17 protein-coding genes are annotated in these 19541 nt (G+C 37.7%); 13 read left to right on the forward strand and 4 right to left on the reverse strand.

Features of this window, described 5'->3' with window-relative positions:
• Positions 1-41: 41 nt before the first annotated feature.
• Entirely contained in the window at positions 42-662 is a 621-nt protein-coding gene (locus tag GQR56_RS15410; protein ID WP_166113092.1) for an FKBP-type peptidyl-prolyl cis-trans isomerase, read from the forward strand.
• Positions 663-839: 177 nt separating this feature from the next.
• On the opposite strand, the gene GQR56_RS15415 is transcribed toward GQR56_RS15410, so the two are convergent.
• Positions 840-3209, reverse strand: coding sequence for a TonB-dependent receptor (locus tag GQR56_RS15415; protein WP_166113093.1), 2370 nt, complete (start codon positions 3207-3209; stop codon positions 840-842).
• A 440-nt stretch (positions 3210-3649) separates the two neighbouring features.
• Between GQR56_RS15415 and GQR56_RS15420 the strand changes: the two genes are divergently transcribed.
• The 6 genes from GQR56_RS15420 (at position 3650) to GQR56_RS15445 (ending at position 11651) form a co-directional block, all read left to right on the forward strand.
• Complete coding sequence (locus GQR56_RS15420; protein ID WP_166113094.1) at positions 3650-5977, forward strand: beta-galactosidase; 2328 nt, start codon at positions 3650-3652, stop codon at positions 5975-5977.
• A complete protein-coding gene (locus GQR56_RS15425) occupies positions 5964-6941 on the forward strand; it encodes an SMP-30/gluconolactonase/LRE family protein (protein ID WP_165741465.1) in 978 nt (325 codons plus the stop codon). The genes GQR56_RS15420 and GQR56_RS15425 overlap by 14 nt, the downstream gene beginning before the upstream one ends.
• A 316-nt stretch (positions 6942-7257) precedes the next feature.
• On the forward strand, positions 7258-8367 hold the full coding sequence (locus tag GQR56_RS15430) for a mandelate racemase/muconate lactonizing enzyme family protein (RefSeq protein WP_166113095.1): 1110 nt from the start codon (positions 7258-7260) through the stop codon (positions 8365-8367).
• A gap of 448 nt (positions 8368-8815) precedes the next feature.
• On the forward strand, positions 8816-9988 hold the full coding sequence (locus GQR56_RS15435) for a cytochrome P450 (protein ID WP_166113096.1): 1173 nt from the start codon (positions 8816-8818) through the stop codon (positions 9986-9988).
• 60 nt (positions 9989-10048) lie between these two features.
• Entirely contained in the window at positions 10049-10357 is a 309-nt protein-coding gene (locus GQR56_RS15440; RefSeq protein WP_166113097.1) for a 2Fe-2S iron-sulfur cluster-binding protein, read from the forward strand.
• Positions 10358-10373: 16 nt separating this feature from the next.
• Positions 10374-11651, forward strand: coding sequence for an FAD-dependent oxidoreductase (locus GQR56_RS15445; protein WP_166113098.1), 1278 nt, complete (start codon positions 10374-10376; stop codon positions 11649-11651).
• On the opposite strand, the gene GQR56_RS15450 is transcribed toward GQR56_RS15445, so the two are convergent.
• Positions 11637-12491, reverse strand: a complete 855-nt coding sequence (locus GQR56_RS15450) for an AraC family transcriptional regulator (RefSeq protein WP_231611814.1) — start codon at positions 12489-12491, stop codon at positions 11637-11639. The two genes, GQR56_RS15445 and GQR56_RS15450, sit on opposite strands and share 15 nt — an antisense overlap.
• 36 nt (positions 12492-12527) lie before the next feature.
• On the opposite strand from GQR56_RS15450, the gene GQR56_RS15455 reads away from it, so the two are divergent.
• The 4 genes from GQR56_RS15455 (at position 12528) to GQR56_RS15470 (ending at position 16881) form a co-directional block, all read left to right on the forward strand.
• A complete protein-coding gene (locus tag GQR56_RS15455; protein ID WP_007586186.1) occupies positions 12528-13637 on the forward strand; it encodes a Zn-dependent alcohol dehydrogenase in 1110 nt (369 codons plus the stop codon).
• 11 nt (positions 13638-13648) lie between these two features.
• Positions 13649-14467, forward strand: a complete 819-nt coding sequence (locus tag GQR56_RS15460) for an alpha/beta hydrolase-fold protein (RefSeq protein WP_166113099.1) — start codon at positions 13649-13651, stop codon at positions 14465-14467.
• Between the two features lie 11 nt (positions 14468-14478).
• Complete coding sequence (locus tag GQR56_RS15465) at positions 14479-16401, forward strand: beta-agarase (protein ID WP_166113100.1); 1923 nt, start codon at positions 14479-14481, stop codon at positions 16399-16401.
• A 198-nt stretch (positions 16402-16599) separates the two neighbouring features.
• Positions 16600-16881, forward strand: a complete 282-nt coding sequence (locus tag GQR56_RS15470) for a hypothetical protein (protein WP_166113046.1) — start codon at positions 16600-16602, stop codon at positions 16879-16881.
• 29 nt (positions 16882-16910) lie between these two features.
• Here the strand turns inward: GQR56_RS15470 and GQR56_RS15475 are convergent, their stop codons facing one another.
• Positions 16911-17297, reverse strand: coding sequence for a YkgJ family cysteine cluster protein (locus tag GQR56_RS15475; RefSeq protein WP_007586180.1), 387 nt, complete (start codon positions 17295-17297; stop codon positions 16911-16913).
• A gap of 284 nt (positions 17298-17581) precedes the next feature.
• On the opposite strand from GQR56_RS15475, the gene GQR56_RS15480 reads away from it, so the two are divergent.
• Both GQR56_RS15480 and GQR56_RS15485 read left to right on the forward strand, forming a co-directional pair.
• Positions 17582-17761: a hypothetical protein gene (locus GQR56_RS15480; protein ID WP_024592379.1), complete on the forward strand. Its 180-nt coding sequence runs from the start codon at positions 17582-17584 to the stop codon at positions 17759-17761.
• A 199-nt stretch (positions 17762-17960) separates the two neighbouring features.
• Positions 17961-18389 (forward strand): hypothetical protein, encoded by a 429-nt coding sequence (locus tag GQR56_RS15485; protein ID WP_007586178.1) that lies wholly within the window; start codon positions 17961-17963, stop codon positions 18387-18389.
• 136 nt (positions 18390-18525) lie between these two features.
• On the opposite strand, the gene GQR56_RS15490 is transcribed toward GQR56_RS15485, so the two are convergent.
• Positions 18526-19443 carry an alpha/beta hydrolase gene (locus GQR56_RS15490; protein ID WP_166113101.1) on the reverse strand — a complete coding sequence of 306 codons (918 nt, stop codon included), beginning with the start codon at positions 19441-19443 and terminating at the stop codon, positions 18526-18528.
• Positions 19444-19541: the final 98 nt, after the last annotated feature.

A 19541-nucleotide genomic window follows, 5' to 3' on the forward strand; every position in this document is an offset into this window, starting at 1 on the left:
ATAGTCGCGTCTTTTAACTAACAAAACGTGAAAAACACATTATGTCAGATAATTTTACTACAGATGCTGAAAAAGCAAGTTACGGTATTGGCTTACAAATGGGTGAGCAACTTAAGTCTAATCCTTTCGAAGGCTTAAACCTAAATTCAGTGTTTGAAGGCATGAAAGATGCGTACGTAGAGAGCGCATTTCAAGTTGAGATCCCAGAGATCCAAGCTGCATTCGAAAAAATTAACGAAGAGATTCAAGCTCGTCGTGAAGAAGAGTCAAAAGTACTTTCTGCTGAAGGTATTGCATTCTTAGAAGAAAACGCAAAACGTCCTGAAATCACAGTAACTGAGTCTGGTCTTCAATATGAAGTACTAGCAACTGGCGAAGGCGAAAAGCCGACTGCTGAGTCTACAGTACGTGTTGATTACCACGGTACATTAGTAAACGGTACTGTTTTTGATAGCTCATACGAGCGCGGTCAACCTGCTGAATTCCCAGTTGGTGGCGTAATCAAAGGTTGGACTGAAGCATTACAAATGATGCCTGTAGGTACTAAATGGCGTATTTACGTTCCTCATGAGCTTGCTTATGGTGAACGTGGCGCAGGTGCTGCAATTGCACCTTTCTCAACGCTTGTATTTGACGTTGAGTTACACGAAATCATTTCTTAATATAAATATTAAGTAATAATTTAAAAAGCCGCATTCAAATTGAATGCGGCTTTTTTGTGCCTATTTTTTATAAATACATAAATATGATTAAGTTAATTAAAAATAAAAAACCGCATTTAGTAAATACGGTTTTTAATTATGTTTAAAGTAGCAAGCAATTTACTTGTATTTTAGTGGTTAAAAGTAACCACGGATACCAAAGCGAAAGTTTCTACCAGGTAACGGTGCTTTATCTTTAATAAACGAGCTATGTACAAAACCTAACTCGTCGGTAATGTTATCTACATTTATATAAAGTTGCGCATCTACTGCACCTAAACCTAGTTGGTAATTAGCTTGTGCGTCAAATAACGTATAGCCATCGGTTTGTGTTTCAAATGCTGTTACATCGTTTTGATCAAAGTAATGAGTACCTGTAAGGGTTAGTTGTAAATCACCTAAATCATACTGTAACTCCGAGCCTAATTTATTGGCTGGGATACGTGGTAGGTTACCTTCATCATCTTTAAGTTTTGCACGAGTTGAGTCACCAAATACTTTAACCATAGCGCTTGATGTAATTTGATAGTGAGCATCAAATTCAATACCATATAGTTCTGCATCTTTGCTGGTGAACTGATAAACCGCAACAGCATCGTCATGTGCACCAATTGCTGACTCTAAACCGTCTTCTTCATCGTAAACTAAACCTGTATTTTCTTGGAAATAAAAGTTCTTAATATCGTTATAGAAAAAGTTAACCGTGTAACCAAAGTCGCCGCTAAAGCGTCTAAAGCTTAAATCTAGGTTTGTTGAAGTTTCTTGCTTGATATTCTCTGGCTCAAAATGTGCTTCATTACCCTCAATGTTATAACCAAGGCCAAGCTCATACGTACCTGTTGCAATGTGTAAACCGTTAGATAGAAGCTCTGCAGAAAGTGGAGCACGCTCTGAATGAGAAATACTTGTCGCAATACTATGCCCTGGTTTGTACTGCCATATAGCACCCGCTGATACGCTTAAATTGGTAAAGCTTTTATTGTATCCAATAGTTTCTTCGTCGCTATGATCTATTTCTACTTCATCGTGGCTATGTTCGTGTGCCGTGATTTGGCTTTCAATTTTGTAATCTTCTACACGTGCACCAAGCTCTATTGTCACGTCGCCAAATTCACGCTCTTCTAGTAAATATAATGCGTTAGTTGTAGTTACACTCGCGGGTGTAAATGCTTCTTCACCAATTGCATCGTAGTCAGAATCGCTGTAGTGATAGCCCATCATTCCGTGCCAATCAGCAAACTTATGCTCTACATTTAAACGTGCTTCAGTCGTTTTATTTTTAAAAGTAGTACCAATTTCGCCATCTTCAATTTCGCTGTGTGAATAATCTGTATAGCCAACACGTAGGTTGATGGTTTCAATCCAGTTATTATGAAGAGCGTAACTTACAAGCCCTTGCCAGCGGTCTTGCTCTAAATGTGCATAAACTGGCTCTTCAGCAGCTTCATCTTCATGTTCTGCATGCTCTTCTTCAGTTTCACCTTCGTGATCGTGATGATGCTCATGCCCAGGAATACCGTAATCAGTATCAATGCTACCGTAAGAAAAACCAATCGTTAAGTGATCGCCAACATAGCTGGTACCAAAGTTGAGTGTTTCGCTATCAATAAAAGTATTTTCTACCGAGCTTTCGGTTTCAACATCGCCATCATCGTCGGCAATAGTAAAGGTCGGTGTTTGGTAATCATCGCCGCTGCGCTTAGTACCATCAAAATGAAAATTAAAATTGTTATAGCCGCTTTCTAATTTAGCAGCGTAAGTATTGGCGTTTGATACAGTATCGTGACTGTATTCAGCAGCGCCTGTAAGCTCATCGATATTGCTAGTAGGAATACGGTTATCAACCACGTTTACAACGCCACCAATTGCACCAGAGCCATAAAGTAGGGTGCTTGGACCGCGCAACACTTCAATTTGCTCTGCCGCTAGGCTGTCGCTTGATGTTGCGTGGTCTGGGCCAATACGCGACGCATCGCTGGCATCTAATCCATTTTGTGTGATTTTAACGCGAGGGCCATCTAAACCACGAATAATTGGGCTTGATGATACAGGGCCAAAGTAACTTGCATTTACGCCTGGTAAACCTTTAAGAGTTTCGCCAAGTGTTGGTTTAGATTTATTTCTTAATTCATCACCTGAGAGCACGCTTACTGGCGATATCATTTCTAGGCTGTTCTTATGAAGTGCAGAGGCATAAACAACCACTGTTTCAACCGATGTTGGTTTAAGTGACACAGACAGATTATTTGAAGATTCGGTAACAGCAATACGAGAGTCTATGTAGTTGTCTTTACTAATATGTAATTGGCTGTTTGCATCTATATCGATAGCAAACTCGCCTAAATCATTACTTTTAACGCTTTGGTTTTTGCCATGGACATGGATAGAGGCATTTTTAATTGGTTGATTTTTATCATCCATTACTTTACCGGTAACGGTTGCAGCCAAAGCTGATTGAGAACATAAAACAGAAAAAATAGCAGAGGAGATTAATGTTAACTTTGTCATGGATATATTGGTTCGTGGTTATTATGTTGTGATATAATATAACACCGCAAAATTAACGAATCAACAATGTTATAGTATAACTTTTTGTTTTGCGTTCAAACCACTAAAAGTGCCGATAAACTGTTTGCTTTACAATAGAAGTTAATCTGGCATTAACTCTACTTTACTGTAACAAATCTACTCGTAGTACCCTCAAAGAATATCTGCTAATGATTATGGAGAGTAGTGTTTAAAGTATTGAATTTTATGTTTTTTACCTATAATTTATATTTTTTTAATAGCTCCCTCTATTATATAACGCTTCTAAAATTCACTATATTGTTAACAGTTAATTGTTTTATATCGTCGCGTGTGTAATTATCTTGTGTAGTTTTAACGCTTTTTAGCTATCAATTATTGCTCAAAAGTACACATTTAAACACGCACAATAGTAGGCCAACATGTTTCTCAATCCTTATAGTGTAAAATTAGCATCCTCGTTTTTTTGTTTATCGGTACTTGCAGGGTGTCACAATGCGAAAGCTTCAGATCAAAATTCAACTAAAGGAGCCACTCCATTAAAAAAAGAGCATATAATTTTTGATTTTGAACAGGATAATTACAGCCAATATATAAATACAATTAATGGCTTTAGTACATTAATAAAGGAAGGTGGAAACCATAAACTAGCGGTTACATTAAAATCTAAATCTAATGTAGAAAGTGACTTTGAATTTATAAACCCAAAAGGATGGGATTGGCAAGCAACAGGAAACTTTGCCCTTGCACTTGATATACAAAACCCTGATGAGGCTTCTACTCACCTATACATAAAGACAATAGACAAGTCGGGACAATTTCAAACTCGAAGTGTTGTTGTGCCAGCAAAGTCTCAAAATACGTATTACATAGAATTAAAAGGCGCAAATTTAAATGTTAATTCAGGTATTCGCTCAAACCCACCAAGTTGGAAAAGCAGTTATACGCCAATAATCTATAGAGGCGGACAAAAAAATATCGACGTTAGCAGCATTGTAAAAATATCATTTGGAGTAAAAGGGCTACTTGACGATAAACGAATTTTAATAGACAACTTACGCCTTATAAAGCCAACTAATTTTGATACTAACTATCTAAAAGGGTTAGTTGATAAATTTGGGCAAAATGCAAAATTAGACTTTACCAATAAAGTATCTTCAACAGAGCAGCTACAAGTTATTTCTCAAAAAGAGCAAATTAACTTACAAAACTCACCAATGAAAGGACGTTCTAAATATAGTGGCTGGAAAAACGGCCCACAATTAAAGGCAACGGGATATTTTAGAACTGAAAAATACAAAGGGAAATGGAGTTTAGTCGACCCAGAAGGTTATCTGTTTTTTTCAACCGGCATTGATAACGTTCGTATGGCAAATACTTCAACTATTACCGGTTACGATTTTGACCAAAGCTATATTAAGCAGCGCGAAGCTAATGATTTAACACCAGAGGATTCATTAGGATTAAATCCAGCTCCAAAAACTGCGTGGTCAACACGTTATAAAAGCTCAACACTAAGATCTGATATGTTTAATTGGCTACCCGAGCAAAATAACCCTTTAGCAGATAATTACGGCTACAGACGCGAAGTTCACAGTGGTGCAATTAAAAAAGGTGAAACGTTTAGCTTTTATCGCGCTAATTTAGAGCGAAAATATCAAACCCATAACAACAACGACTTAATGAAACAGTGGCAAAATACCACTGTAAAACGCATGCTTTCATGGGGCTTTACTTCTTTTGGCAATTGGATAGAAGAAGACTATTACCATACTAACCAATTACCTTACTTTGCTAATGCGTGGATCATTGGTAATTTCAAAACGGTAAGCAGTGGTAACGACTACTGGAGCCCATTACCTGACCCATTTGATCCATTATTCGTTGAGCGCGCAGATGTAACGCTTGCAAAAGTAGCCCAACAAGTTAAAAACAGCCCTTGGTGTGTTGGTGTATTTATTGATAACGAAAAAAGCTGGGGCATGATGAATTCTGACGCCTCACGTTATGGTATTGCTATTAATACACTTAAAAATAACGCCCAAAATAGCCCGACTAAAGCACAATTTGTTACCTTAATGAAAAATAAGTACAGCCAAATTAGCAAACTTAATAAAGCATGGAATACACGTATTGCCTCATGGGATGAGTTTGCTGCAGGCGTCGCACTCACGCAGTTTAACGAGCAAACTAATATCGATTTATCAGCGATGTTATTTCATTATGCTAATCAGTATTTTGCAGTGGTTGACGCGGCTATAGCTAAACACCTTCCAAATCAGCTGAATATGGGAGCACGTTTTGCTGACTGGGGTATGACGCCTGAAATAAGAGCCGCCGCTGCCGCGCATGTAGATGTGATGAGCTACAACTATTACCGAGAGGGATTAAATGAAGATTTTTGGGCATTTTTATCTGATATAGACATGCCAAGCATAATAGGTGAATTTCATAATGGTGCGCTTGATTCTGGGCTATTAAACCCAGGCCTTATACACACTCAATCTCAGCAAGAGCGTGGTACTAAATACAAAAAATATATGAATAGCGTTATAGATAACCCATATTTTGTTGGTGCGCATTGGTTTCAATACATAGACTCTCCACTAACTGGGCGAGCATACGATGGTGAAAACTACAATGTAGGCTTTGTAAATGTAACGGACATTCCTTACAAACCGCTTGTAGATGCAGCTAAAAGCGTGAATAAATCGTTGTATGAACGCAGGTATAATAATGCAAAAAATTAAATATATACTAAGCGCTGTGTGTGTTTTCTGTTTGGGTGTATCTGCTAAGCAAAGTAACACACTTTTATTCGAGCAAGGCCCCTACAAAATATTTAATGAGCAAGCGCTTGAAGTGCTTAACTTAAATAGCCATGTTAAAACCCTCGCTTCGGGTTATGACTGGCTAGAGGGGCCTGTTTGGGTTAATCAAGGAGGATATTTATTATATTCTGATATACCTAATCATCAGGTTTATAAATATACACCAGGTAAAGGTGCAAGTTTGTACTTAGCGCATAGTGGCTATTCAAATGGTTTAATTGTAAATAAACAAAATGAGCTTGTGCTTTTGCAATCGCGCTCACGTGTTATATCAAAAATGAAGACGCCATTAAGCACGCCTAAACCACAATACCTACAAATTGTAAGTCATTATAATGGACAAAAGTTTAACAGCCCAAACGATGGCGTTTTTAACGACCAAGGCATGCTTTATTTTAGTGATCCACCCTATGGTTTACCTAATCAATTAGATGATGAAGGCAAAGAGCTTAAGTTTCAGGGGGTATATTCACTTAAAAATACAGGGGAACTTACCTTATTGGATCGTGATCTTATTTATCCTAATGGGGTCGCATTATCAGCTGATAATAAAACCTTATATGTGGCGGCATCTAATGCTAATAAACCTGCGTGGTATCAGTATGATTTAAATGACAGCGGTGCAGTGATAAGTAAATCTTTATTTTATGAATTACCACCAGCAATTAAGCATGACCAAGGCTTACCAGATGGTTTAAAGGTACATAAAAGTGGGATTATATTTGCTACAGGTCCCAATGGGTTATGGTTATTTAATAAAAATGCTGAGCTACTAGCTCAAATTGAAATGCCAAATATTAGTGCTAATCTAACGTTTAACCAATCACAAAACCGCGTTTATATAACAGCGCATACACAGCTATTGGCACTTGATTTAAAATAGTCTTGTTATTCTATTGTTAAATTAAAGCCCCTATAAGCACGCTTGATAGGGGCTATTTACTCTTTGTTGCCTACATGAATGAAGGTAAGGGGCGTGAGCAGGACGCGGAAGCTTTGCTCGGTTTTTACTTAGCCCACTAGGTTACAAATCTCACGCTGCGATTAAATAGCCTCGAGTTTGAACAAATTTTAATTCTCAAAGATAAACAGACCTTCGGATAATTTCGCTTAATTAAACAGATAACCTTTACAACAACAAATACCTGTTGTAAATTGTTAACAATGAACAGTGTCATGTTAACTAATTCGGTGGCTTAATGAAAGTATCATCACAAACAATCAAAAGTGTAAAAGTCGAGTATTACCAAATTCCGCTAGCAGAAGTGTTAAGTGATGCAAAGCATGGCGATCACACTCACTTTGAAGTTATTACAGTGCATATTATGACTCACGACGGGTATGAAGGGATGGGATATACCTACACTGGCGGCAAAGGTGGTCGCGCAATTTATTCACTCCTTAACGATGAAATAAAGCCCGGTCTAATTGGACAAAATTCAATGTCTATCATGGCAATTTGGGACAAATTGCAGTGGGATCTTCATTATGTTGGCCGAGGTGGACTACTTAGCTTTGCGATTTCAGCAGTTGATATAGCGCTGTGGGATATTAAGTGTAAGCGCTTAAATGCACCATTATGGCAAGTTGCGGGTGGTAGCAGTGACCAAACAAAATGCTATGCAGGCGGAATAGATTTAAACTTTAGCCAAGAAAAACTGCTTAGTAATATAGATGGTTATTTAAATCGTGGCTTTAATGCAGTAAAAATTAAAGTCGGTAAACCCAACTTTAAAGAAGACATAGAACGCGTAGCCGCAGTAAGAGAGCTAATAGGTAAATATAAAATACTTATGGTAGATGCCAATTACTCAATGACTGTTGAGCAAGCTATTCGTTTTGCTAAATCAATTGAAAAATACGACATAACCTGGTTTGAAGAACCGACTATACCTGATGATTACAAAGGCTTTGCTCGCATAGCACAAGCGACTTCAATACCGCTTGCAATGGGTGAAAATTTGCATACATTGCACGAATTTGGCTATGCGATTAGTCAAGCTAAATTAGGTTTTTTACAACCAGATGCATCAAATATTGGTGGCATAACAGGGTGGTTACATGTAGCGAGTATGGCATATACCCATAATTTACCTATTTGTAGCCATGGCATGCATGAACTACATGTATCACTGTTGGCATCTCAGCCTCACGCTGGTTTTTTAGAAGTTCATTCATTCCCTATAGATGAATATACAACACGTCCTTTAAAGCTTGAAAATGGGCAAGCGTGCGCGCCAGATATAATTGGGACGGGTGTAGAATTTGACCCTCAACTAATGAGAACACATTTAATTAAACAGTCGTAACTAGAAAAATTAGTAATAAAAGAAAAGAGTTGTTGTGTGTCCACAAATTCAGTGTAGAAATTATTTATCAAGGAATGAATGATAATCTCTTTGTCATAAGTTTTAATTTATGAGTACTGATTTTGTGGACGCTTTTATAAAGGTAAATAGTTATTGCCATTGCAAATATTGATTGTTTTACACAAACCCAAATTGCTTAGTCTGCTGTAAAACTGTTGGTTGCAATTCACACCGAGAATAGCTTCATTACCTAGATTTTAAATTAATTAGTTAGGGGCTCTCACAACTCCGTCAAAAGCCAGCTTTAATTGCTGGCTTTTTTATATTTAAAATAGCAATAAAGAGCATCAAATTACCATTTTTAAGCAAAATCAGTGTATTTGTATAATAAAGTTGCGATTAAAATGGTGTAACAAAAATAGATTAATAATAGAAATTAGGTTTCATTATGACGTCAAAAGTAACTGGTATTAGCGAGTTTCCCGATGCGTTTGCACAGCAACGAAAAGTAACAGGAATGGGTCAAATGGATGACCAAAACGATCCTGTAAATATGATCTTAGGCTTAAAAGATGTACGAAAAGCAGCGCATAATTGTGCTGTTTTTCAATCGGGTGCTAAACCTGGACGTATTGTAATTCCATCAGAAGTGGCAATACGTGAAACACGCCAAATTCCGTTTGAAGTAGACCCTCCTCAGCACGGTGGCTTTCGTGAATTATTAAACCCTTGGTTTAAACGCCCATTAGATGAATGTTACCAAGCGCGTTTACAAACCATTATTGATGAAACTATTGAAAACGCCTTTAAAGCAGAGTCGTTTGATGTGGTGTCACAATTTGCTTTACCACTTCAATCTAAAGCGTTAACGCTTTTACTTAATACCTCAATGGATAAAGCACAAACATGGATAGATTGGGGTACTCATGTATTTAGAAGTGAAGGCAGTGACCTTGATGGCGATAAAGCCAATATTCTATACAACTACATTGATGAGCAAATAGAAAACGCCATTTTAAACCCTGGTGATGATTTATATTCAGTGCTTTTAAATTCAGAGGCGAACGGTAAAAAGCTGAGTAAAGAAGAAATAAAAGGTGTGATGATCCTCACCTTTGCAGGGGGGCGCGACACCGTTATAAACGCGATCACAAACTCTATTGCCTACTTTAGCGAAAACATCAGCGATTTAAAGCGTATTGATGATCAGCCTGAAATATTAAACAGGGCCGTAGAAGAACTAATTCGCTATTTTTCGCCGCTTACGCAAATGGGCCGTGTCGCTACGCAAGACACAAGCGTATGTGAGCACGCTATAAAAGCCGACACACGAGTTTCGTTATGTTGGGCGTCGGCTAATCGCGATGAAAAGGTATTCAAAGATCCCAACAATGTCGACTTCGATCGAAAAGTTAACCCGCATATTAGTTTTGGTTTTAGCCATCACAATTGTTTGGGCGCAACGCATGCCCGCCAAATTCTACGTCAACTAGTGTTATCACTTGCTAATAAAGTTGCTCAAATAGAGACAATAAAAGCAGATGAAAATATTGAAAAACTCGGTGAGTTTTCAAGAAAGGTAGGCTTTAACAGTCTGCACGTTAGCTTTAAATCAAAATAAAAACACCGTAGAAAATAGTTAAATAAATACAGTAACAAGTAAAAGTAGAGGATTAATACGATGGCGAAAGTAATATTTATAACCAAAAAAAACGATGCAGTTGAAGTAGAGGGCGACAGTGGCTCGCTAATGGAACTGGCATCAGCAAATGGTGTTGCTGGTATTGATGGTGATTGTGGCGGTGTATGTTCGTGTGCAACGTGTCATATTTACTTAACACCGGATGACTTTAAAAAAGTAGGTAAACCCGATGAGATAGAAAGCGACATGCTAGAGCTGGACGATAACGTAACGCAATACAGCCGTTTATGTTGCCAAATTGAGGTGTCTGAAAATATTGATGGCATGACCTTCAGAGTAGCCAATTAAAAGCGGGTACAGCATTATGCAAAACACACAATTAGAGCCAAACTCACTGCAGCAAAGCGTTGTTATTATTGGTGCAAGCCATGGCGGCGTTAACTTTGCATTTAACTTACGCCAGCAAGGTTGGCTGGGTAAAATTATATTACTCGATAGCGATCCTGAACTGCCATATCACAGGCCACCGCTGTCTAAAAAAACGCTGCAATCGTTAGAGGTAAAATCAATACCTTTAAAGGTGCAAAAATCCTACACAGATAGCCATATAGATTTATGTTTAGGTGAGCGTGTTACTGCAATTAATAAAGATAACAAAATAGTTACTCTTGAAAATAATAAGCATCTAGCATTTGATAAATTAGTAATCGCGACTGGTTGCTCGCCCTTTATACCCCCCATTAAAGGCCTTAGTGAAACTGTAGATGAATATGGCACCTCTCAATATTTCGCAATGCGAACACATAGTGATGCCGTAGCAATAAAAAAAGCGCTAAGTGCAAGCACTAACAAAGAAGTGGTGATTATTGGTGGAGGTTATATCGGCCTTGAATCGGCGTCATCCTTTATTGCACTTGGCGCTAAAGTAACGGTTATCGAAAAACAAGAAAAAATACTATCGCGAGTCACATCATCTGCTATGTCTAACTTTTTAACTGATTTACACAAAACGAAGGGGGTAGACCTGCAAACAGCAAAAGATATTGTACAAATTAAGCACACAAACAATAAACATTATGTGCAATGTAGTGATGGCAGTGAGTATCCCGCCGATTTTATTTTAATTGGCGTAGGTGTAAGGCTAAATACACAACTTGCAACAGATGCTGAGCTGGTGGTTGAGCAAGGCATAAAAGTAAATGACGTATGCCAAACATCACACCCTGATATCTACTCAATTGGTGATTGCACTATTCATTTTAATAAAATTTATAATCGTTGGATCAGACTTGAGTCGGTACAAAACGCAGTTGACCAAGCTAAAGTTGCTGCGCAGTTTTTAGCTAAAAATAATACGTCAGCTCCTGCACTCCCTTGGTTTTGGTCAGATCAATACGAATATAAATTACAAATAGTAGGTTTATCACAAGGCTATAACGAGATTATTAAGCGCCAAGAAGCTCCCGGTCAATTTTCACTTTGGTACTTTAATAACGACACACTGCTTTGTGTGGAAGCTGTTAATTATGCAAAGGCCTATGTACTTGGCACACAGGCTATTAAGCAAGGTTTAAAGGTAAACAAACAGGTATTGAACAATTTGACTATAGCACTTGCAAAACCTCAGTTATTTCAGGCGTAACTGCTGTCGATACTGATGCGGAGTCACTTTAAAGTGATGTTTAAACTGCTTAATAAAATACGACGGGCTAGAAAAGCTTAAATCGTAAGATATATCAGTCACCGAAACATCACTTTGCCCGAGTAACCGTGCGGCATTATATAACTTGTGCTGAATCAGGTAGTCGGAATAAGGCACTCTAAAGTGCTTTTTAAATACCCTTGAAAAATACGAAGGTGATAAATGGCAAAGGGCTGCGGCTTGCTCAAGTGACAGGTTAAGGCCGTTATTTGTTTTAAGCTCATTAATTACCGGAGCAAGCTTTTTAAAACTTGCTGAGCTACTTAATGACGTTTGCTGCTTAGATAAACTGCTTTTACCATATTCGCACACCATAGTGATTAAGCTATCAAACAGTTGAGCACAGGTTTTACTTTTAGGATTTTCGTTAAATTCGCTAAGCATCCAAGCGAGCAACTTATGAATCCTTTTTTGTATTTCAATGCTAAAGCTTAAATGCAAACCAGTTTTTAGTAATTCTATAAATTCTTGTAAGGCCTGATTATTAAGGCGTTCAGGCATAAATTGCACAATATACCAAGATTTAGGGCGCGGATTTAAAGCAAAGTCGTGGGTTTCCATAGCGGGTGTAAAAACGGCCTCAAAATCAGAAAGAATCGATTCACCTTGATGATAAAAATAAGTGCCGTCAATTTGTTCAAAAAATATAAATTCATGCACCTGATGAAAGTGCATAAAACATGAATAGCTATCGTGCTGAAGATAACTTACATGATGAATTTCGAAATCGTAACCGTCTTTTATACAAAACGGTTCACAGTAAATTGTCGGTTGCTTCATAACATAATACTTATATTTAGAGACTTAGGAGTCTACATGTACAAGGCAAAAGCTGCAATTGCAGATGGAAAAGGCGGTTTTTTCTTCGATACCGTTAATGTCGGAAAACCAAGTGCTGGCGAAGTAAAAATTAAAATAAAAGCCTCAGGTATTTGTCATACAGATTGGGATTCAATTAAAACGTGGAATAAAAAATTTATCATTGGTCATGAAGGCGCAGGAACCGTTGTTGAGTTGGGCGAAGGTATAACGGAATTTACTATCGGCGATAAAGTAATACTAAATTGGGCAATTCCGTGTGGTGAGTGTTTCCAGTGCCAAGAGGGTAATTTACACATTTGTGAAGTAAATAGCCCCGTAACTGGCAATGGTTTATGCGGACACGCAGGTAAACAAGCGTGTGAGCATAATGGCAATAGCTTAGAGCGCTCATTTCATTTAGGTACGATGAGCGAATACACCGTCGTTAAGGCTGCTGCAGTTATAAAAATACACAGTGACATTCCTTTTCCAAGTGCAAGTATTGTTGGTTGCGGCGTAATGACCGGTTACGGATCAGTAGTTAATGCAGCTAAAGTAAAAGCAGGTTCTTCAGTGGCCGTATTAGGCTGTGGAGGCGTAGGACTAAATGCAATACAAGGGGCTGCAATTTCAGGCGCCGCTAAAATAATAGCAATTGATTTGTCACCGGAGCGATTAACACAAGCTAAAGCATTTGGTGCTACACATACCGTACTTGCTAAAAAGTATGACCCTGATTTAGTTCACATGATAAACGAAGTTAAAGCGCTAACAAATAGTCGCGGAGCCGATTATGCCTTTGAGTGTACAGCAGTGCCGGCACTTGGTTCAGCGCCATTAGCATTAATACGCAGCGCGGGAGTTGCGGTACAAGTGAGTGGCATTGAGCAAAAAATAGATTTTGATTGCGAACTATTTGAGTGGGATAAAATTTATATAAATCCGCTCTACGGGCAATGTAATCCTAAGCGCGACTTTGCTCAAATACTAGACCTTTATGACGCAAAAAAGCTCAAGCTCGATGAGCTAGTCACAAAAACTTACTCGTTAGATGAGTTACAAACAGGCTTTGACGACATGCTAGCAGGGCGTATCGCTAAAGGTGTCGTCGTGTTTGATGATTAAAGGAGTATAAAATGGCAATTCATCGTTTAGAAATATCAAATAGCAGCTACACCGCTGATAACTTTGTAACGCTAACCGCGTATAGCAGCCACTTAAAAGGGCGAGGTGATATAAGCATTTACCAAGAAGCAACCAGTAATAAAAATGTACCTATAATTGTATTACTGCATGGTGTGTATGGTAGCCACTGGGTGTGGAGCCAGCTAGGGGGCGTACATAAAGTGTATCAGCAGCTTCGTAGCAGTGGCCTTAACGAGTTTGTATTAGTGATGCCATCAGATGGCGCGCACGCCGAGGGCAGCGGGTATTTGCCACTTAAAAATGCAGATTATGAAGCATGGATAGTTGATGATGTGATTAGCGCTGTTATTCAAACTCAACCAATGTGCTCGAGCTCATCAAATATTTATATTACGGGCCTTTCAATGGGAGGGTATGGAGCATTATGTTTAGGTGCAAAGCATCCAACTATTTTTAGCGGTATATCAGCGCATTCATCAATTACTGAGCTTGACGACTTTAATCACTTTGTTGATGAACACACTCTAAAGCCACTAAAAAAAACCACTGATAAGTACAAAGGCGACGTGTTTAAAACATTGAGCGCGAATAAAAAGACATTACCGCCACTGCGATTTGATTGCGGAAAAGACGATGTACTTTTTAGTGCTAATACTGCGCTTGCAAAAAAGCTAGTTGATAAAAATGTTCCTCATACGTTCGATATTTTTGCAGGCACCCATTGCTGGGAGTATTGGCACGAACATGTAGCTAAAACTATGATCTTTTTTGCTCAATTAGAAAGCAAAACTCACACACAATTAAAATAAGGAAATAACCCATGAAAGTCATTAGCTCACTTTTAATTGCATTTGCATGTACTGCATCAAGCAATTTAGTCGCACAGCCAGAAGTATCCGTAAATTTAAACGTAAAGCGAAGTATTGACGGCCTATCAACCTTTGATAGAAGCAAATATATTGTTATGCACTCGATGCTAACAACAACCGATTGGAAGGGGGAAGAAGATAAGCTCGACTACTTACTTAACGACCTTGATGTGTACTTTGGTCGTGATAACGGTTCTATGCCGTATTACGCGACTCAAGTTGAGCAAAACCCAAATAATCTAGGGTACGCAAGCCCTGAGAGTATCGCTGCTTATGGCAAAACTGCTCGCGAAGATTATTATGGTAAAACGTTGTCGAAGCTTCATAAATACGACAATAGAGCCCATGTAATGATAGGCGGGCAAATTAATCAGTTTTGGATTGGTAATCATAAAGGCAAAGGCGAATGGAGCTTTGCTAATACCGATGCCGTGGGTCAATACATGGGACATTTTGTAAATGAATTTTATCGAAATGACAACCAAGGACCGAACAAAGGCCCAGCACGCCCACAATACCTTGAAATACTTAATGAGCCACTTTACGAACTTGTTGATGTACATCACGGTAAGCCTATCGATACATTTATTTTTCATAACGAAGTAGCCCAAGGCATACGAAAAGTTAATACAAGTATTAAGATTGGTGGGTACACCACTGCCTTTCCATGGTTTGACGATAACAATTTCAATCGTTGGGATGAGCGAATGAAGCTATTTTTAGATACCAGCGGTGAATACATGGATTATTTTTCGATTCACCTTTATGACTTTGGCTACTTAAACCGCGATAAAGGCGTTGCTAACTTTAAAGGAGCCCGTATAGAAGCCACTATGGATATGATGGAGCAATACGAAAAGCTTAAACTAGGTAAGGTAAAACCTTTCATGATTTCGGAATACGGCGGGCGTGACCATAAAACAGAAGCAACGCCATGGACTGCAATAAATGACTGGCAAACTATGAAATCGTTTAGCCCTATGATGATGCAATTTATGGCTAAACCGAATCTCATACTTAAAGCCATTCCATTTAGTTTAGCAAAAGCAGAGTGGAGTGGTAATGAGGGACGCGATTATGCTTGGCGCTTACTACGCCACAATGACGAAAAAACAGGTGAAACAGGCGATGAATATGTATTCACCGACATTATTAAATTTTATCAATTGTGGTCAGATGTAAATGGCACACGTGTTAATACTGAATCAAACGAAGCCGACTTACTAGTAGATAGTTATGTAAACAATAACAAAGCATATGTAATTATCAGTAATTTAGAAACAAGTGCTAATAGCGCCTTGCTAAATTTAACAGAGCTACCAAGCAATCCGATTAATAACATTAAAATTAAGCACTTGCACTTTGCTAATGGTGAGCCAACACTTACAACAACATCACAAAATATTGGTGTAAAAAATGAGTTACCAAAAAGCATTAACATAGGCGCAGAAGCCACAGTAATTATTGAATATACGTTCAGCGACAATATAAAAATTATTGCTGAGTCTGACGAGCATAAATACTATGCAACAACCTACAAACAGGCAATTAAAGCCAATACAGCGCTTAAATTTAACATTAACGATGTAAAAATAAGTGAATATGGTAAAGGTATATTGCGTTTAAGTTTTGGTAGAGAGCATGATTTAGCTCAACAACCTATCGTTAAAGTAAATGACACTTTAGTTACTGTACCAACCGATTATGCCGGTGATGAGCAAGTATTTCGCCCACAAGTATTTAGTATGCTAGAAATCGAAGTACCAAACGAGCTGTTAAAAACCAATAATACAATATTAGTTACATATCCTGATGATGGCGGATTTGTTAGCAGCGTGACGCTCCAAGCGTTTGAGTACAGTGATGATATTTAATTTAAAAAACTAACTATTTGTTATGATATAAAAAGCAAGGTCACTAATTATTAGTGGCCTTAGTTGTTATTCGTCCGCTTTTTAAATTCATAGACAATCTTTAATTATCACAGAAGTCTTATTAAATTTTAAAAATAGATGGCATAATTCGTATGCATTAGTGATTGATCTTTATGTGTATTATATTTACTTGTGCTATTGGCCGAAAAGAAAACAGATGCCTTAATGGTTGGCGGAAGCTTATTTTATGTTTATCCCGCACTACTTGTTTATGGGGTACCAATATCAATTTTATTAAAAAAATTTAATGTTTTTAATTTACCTATGGTTCTTTTAGCGAGTGTAACTCCATTTATTATAATTATTCCAATGGGATGGAATGAGCCTATAATACCCTTATTTGTAATTTTCTTTGGCTCTATTGTTGTGGCTATAGGTTGTTGGTATACACGTTTACTCTTATTTAAAAATAACCAATAACCAATAACCTGTTGCAGTTTAAAAGAGAGTTACCGACTATCAATCATAAGTATATCTAGTTTATGTTGAGCCCTGGTTTGATTTTTTATGTCGATAGGTTCAATCATTTCGCATTCGTCTCTGATCATTTCAGGAATGAGGCTTGGGTAGTGGCGACAGTCCTCTGGGCGGTCGAGGTAAATACTGCAGGTATACATATTTTTAGCGAGAGGATCTTTTTTAGGCGCAATTTCTAAAAATGGGCACACTTGAAGTCTTAAGCCTGTTTTTGGGTCAAACCAAATTTCGTTGTTTTTAACGTATTCATAAATTTCGGGGTTAAAGAGCTCCCATAAATCTATTTCCTCTTTCGTTGCGCTTAAATCGCCGCCGCCATATTTAATACAGCATTTACCACACTGGTTGCATTCTTTCATAATTTGCTAATTTGGTTGGCTGTTAACGAGTTTAAGTTAGTTATTAGTGTAGCACCAAATTTATTATTAACGCTCTACTGAATTTACCCATCCTTTAATTTTTGGGTGTGTAAACAATAGTTAGATACAATAACTTAAGTTAAAACCCTTTGTTACATTTTATATAGTACAGGCTTTATTTAATGGTTTACTCTAAAGGTAGCGAAAAATATTACAAACCCCGCTTGAGCAACTGTGTGATTGTTAAATGTTGCTGAGCGCAGATACCTAAGCAGGGCGTTATTATGAAGGAGGCTGTCACTAAGTTAAAAACAGAATTTAATGCAAAGCTATTGTATTGGAACAATCTTAAAAGTAGCAAAGCCAAAGCGGCAATCATCCTATTATTTTTAGTTGTCATTGCACTTAAAGTCTTTACGACCATTTTTACGTTGGATTGGGTTGCAAGTTTATTCAGCGTGTAAGTTTACCAAGAGTAATTGCGATAAAGTTTAATCTCAGAGTGTTTAACGCCTACGCGATGTTCATTATTAATGTATTATTACGCTATACACCAAATTAAATAAATCAGTTGTTTAAATACGTTTTATAATGACTGTAATGATACATTTTAGCTAAATTGAGTGAGTAAATGAGTTTAGCTGCATTAAAGGATAACCAGTGATGATGAATACAAAAGTATATAAAGCGGTACATGATCTAGCAGAAGATTTAATGGCGGCGGCTAACAAAAATAACCGTGAAAAGTTTGAGTCGTTATTTGCTCAATTAAAAGCTATTTGTATTGAAAACGAAAACACCTCAAAAGATCACCCTGTACAATGGGAAACTTTAGCTGATTTTACCGAAGAGTTAGAAGAGGCAATTACTACTTACGAAAAAGCATTAGAAAAGTCGATTGCGATTAATAACAAAGATCACATGTCGTCGGTTTCTTTTTCAATGGCTACATTACAGCTTGAGCTTGGCCAAAAAGATGAAGCTATTAAAAACCTTCAAAATGCTAAAGTCAGCGCCAATAAAATTGAAGACAAAGAGCTTAAAGCTGAAATACACGACCTACTAGAGTCGCTTATTGAAGAAGAAGGTTAAATACATAAAAGTATAACTTATCCATATTAAATGTGATTTTTGTGGATTTAGCTTGAGCTTAATAAAGCGCTGATGGTTTATACCCTCAGCGTTTTTTTATGTTCGCTATAAATACTAAACCAAAATAAAAGGCTTACTATTGAGCTAGCTTATTCATAAAGTCGATAATGTACTTTGCAATTTCTACTGGTTTTTCTTCAACGCTAAAGTGCCCTGAATCGAGTAAATAGAGTTCAGCGTTCGGTACATCTTTTAAGTATGCTTTAGCGCCTTCGGCTATGAATGCTGGGTCGTTTTTACCCCATACAATTAACGTTGGTGGTTGGTACTTGCGTAAATAAGCTTGCCACTTTGGATAGTCGAGAAGGTTGTTGTAGTAATCTTGTAGCAATTGCACTTGAATTACTCTATCGGCTTTGGTTTGTAAAAAGTGAAGATCGTGCGTCCAGCTATCTGGGCTCATCACTTCTGGGTTACTTTGTACGTCTCGTAAATACTGCTTATTAATAATGGTTTGTTCAGACGTGAACGAATAAATTTTATCTTGCTGAGCTTTCGAACTATCTTCATTCGCGGCTTTAAAAAATGCTTGCCTCGGTAGGGTTAGCCCCTCTAAATACGCATTACCATTTTGTACAATAAGTGCATCAAGTTTATTAGGATTATTTAACAGCATTCTAAAGCCTACGGGCGCCCCAAAGTCTTGTATATATAGGCTGTAGCGCTTTACTTTAAGCGTTGTGAGTAACCCTTCAACGTATTGAGCTAGTAATTCAAAAGTATATTTTTGAGTTTCTGGGTTTGGGCGGTCGCTATAACCTGAGCCTAAATAATCAGGTGCTATCACATGATAACGCCCAGATAAAAGCGGAATAAGCTCACGGTAGCTATGTGATGACGACGGATAACCATGTAAAAGTACAATTGTTTGCTCATGTTGCTTGCCTGCTTCTCGATAAAATATTTTTTTACCATTTACGTTTGCATATTTGTAAGTGGTTTTTGAAGGCCATACAGCATCTGTGGCGTACACTTTGGCGGTAAGTGTAGACATAGATACTAGGGGCTGTTGATCTTTGTAGTATATATATTAATCAGCCCACATTGGTAGCCACATCATAGTAAATGCTAAAGCGAGCATGGAATGATAAT

Source organism: Pseudoalteromonas sp. Z9A5, assembly GCF_011378875.1.
Taxonomy (GTDB): domain Bacteria; phylum Pseudomonadota; class Gammaproteobacteria; order Enterobacterales; family Alteromonadaceae; genus Pseudoalteromonas.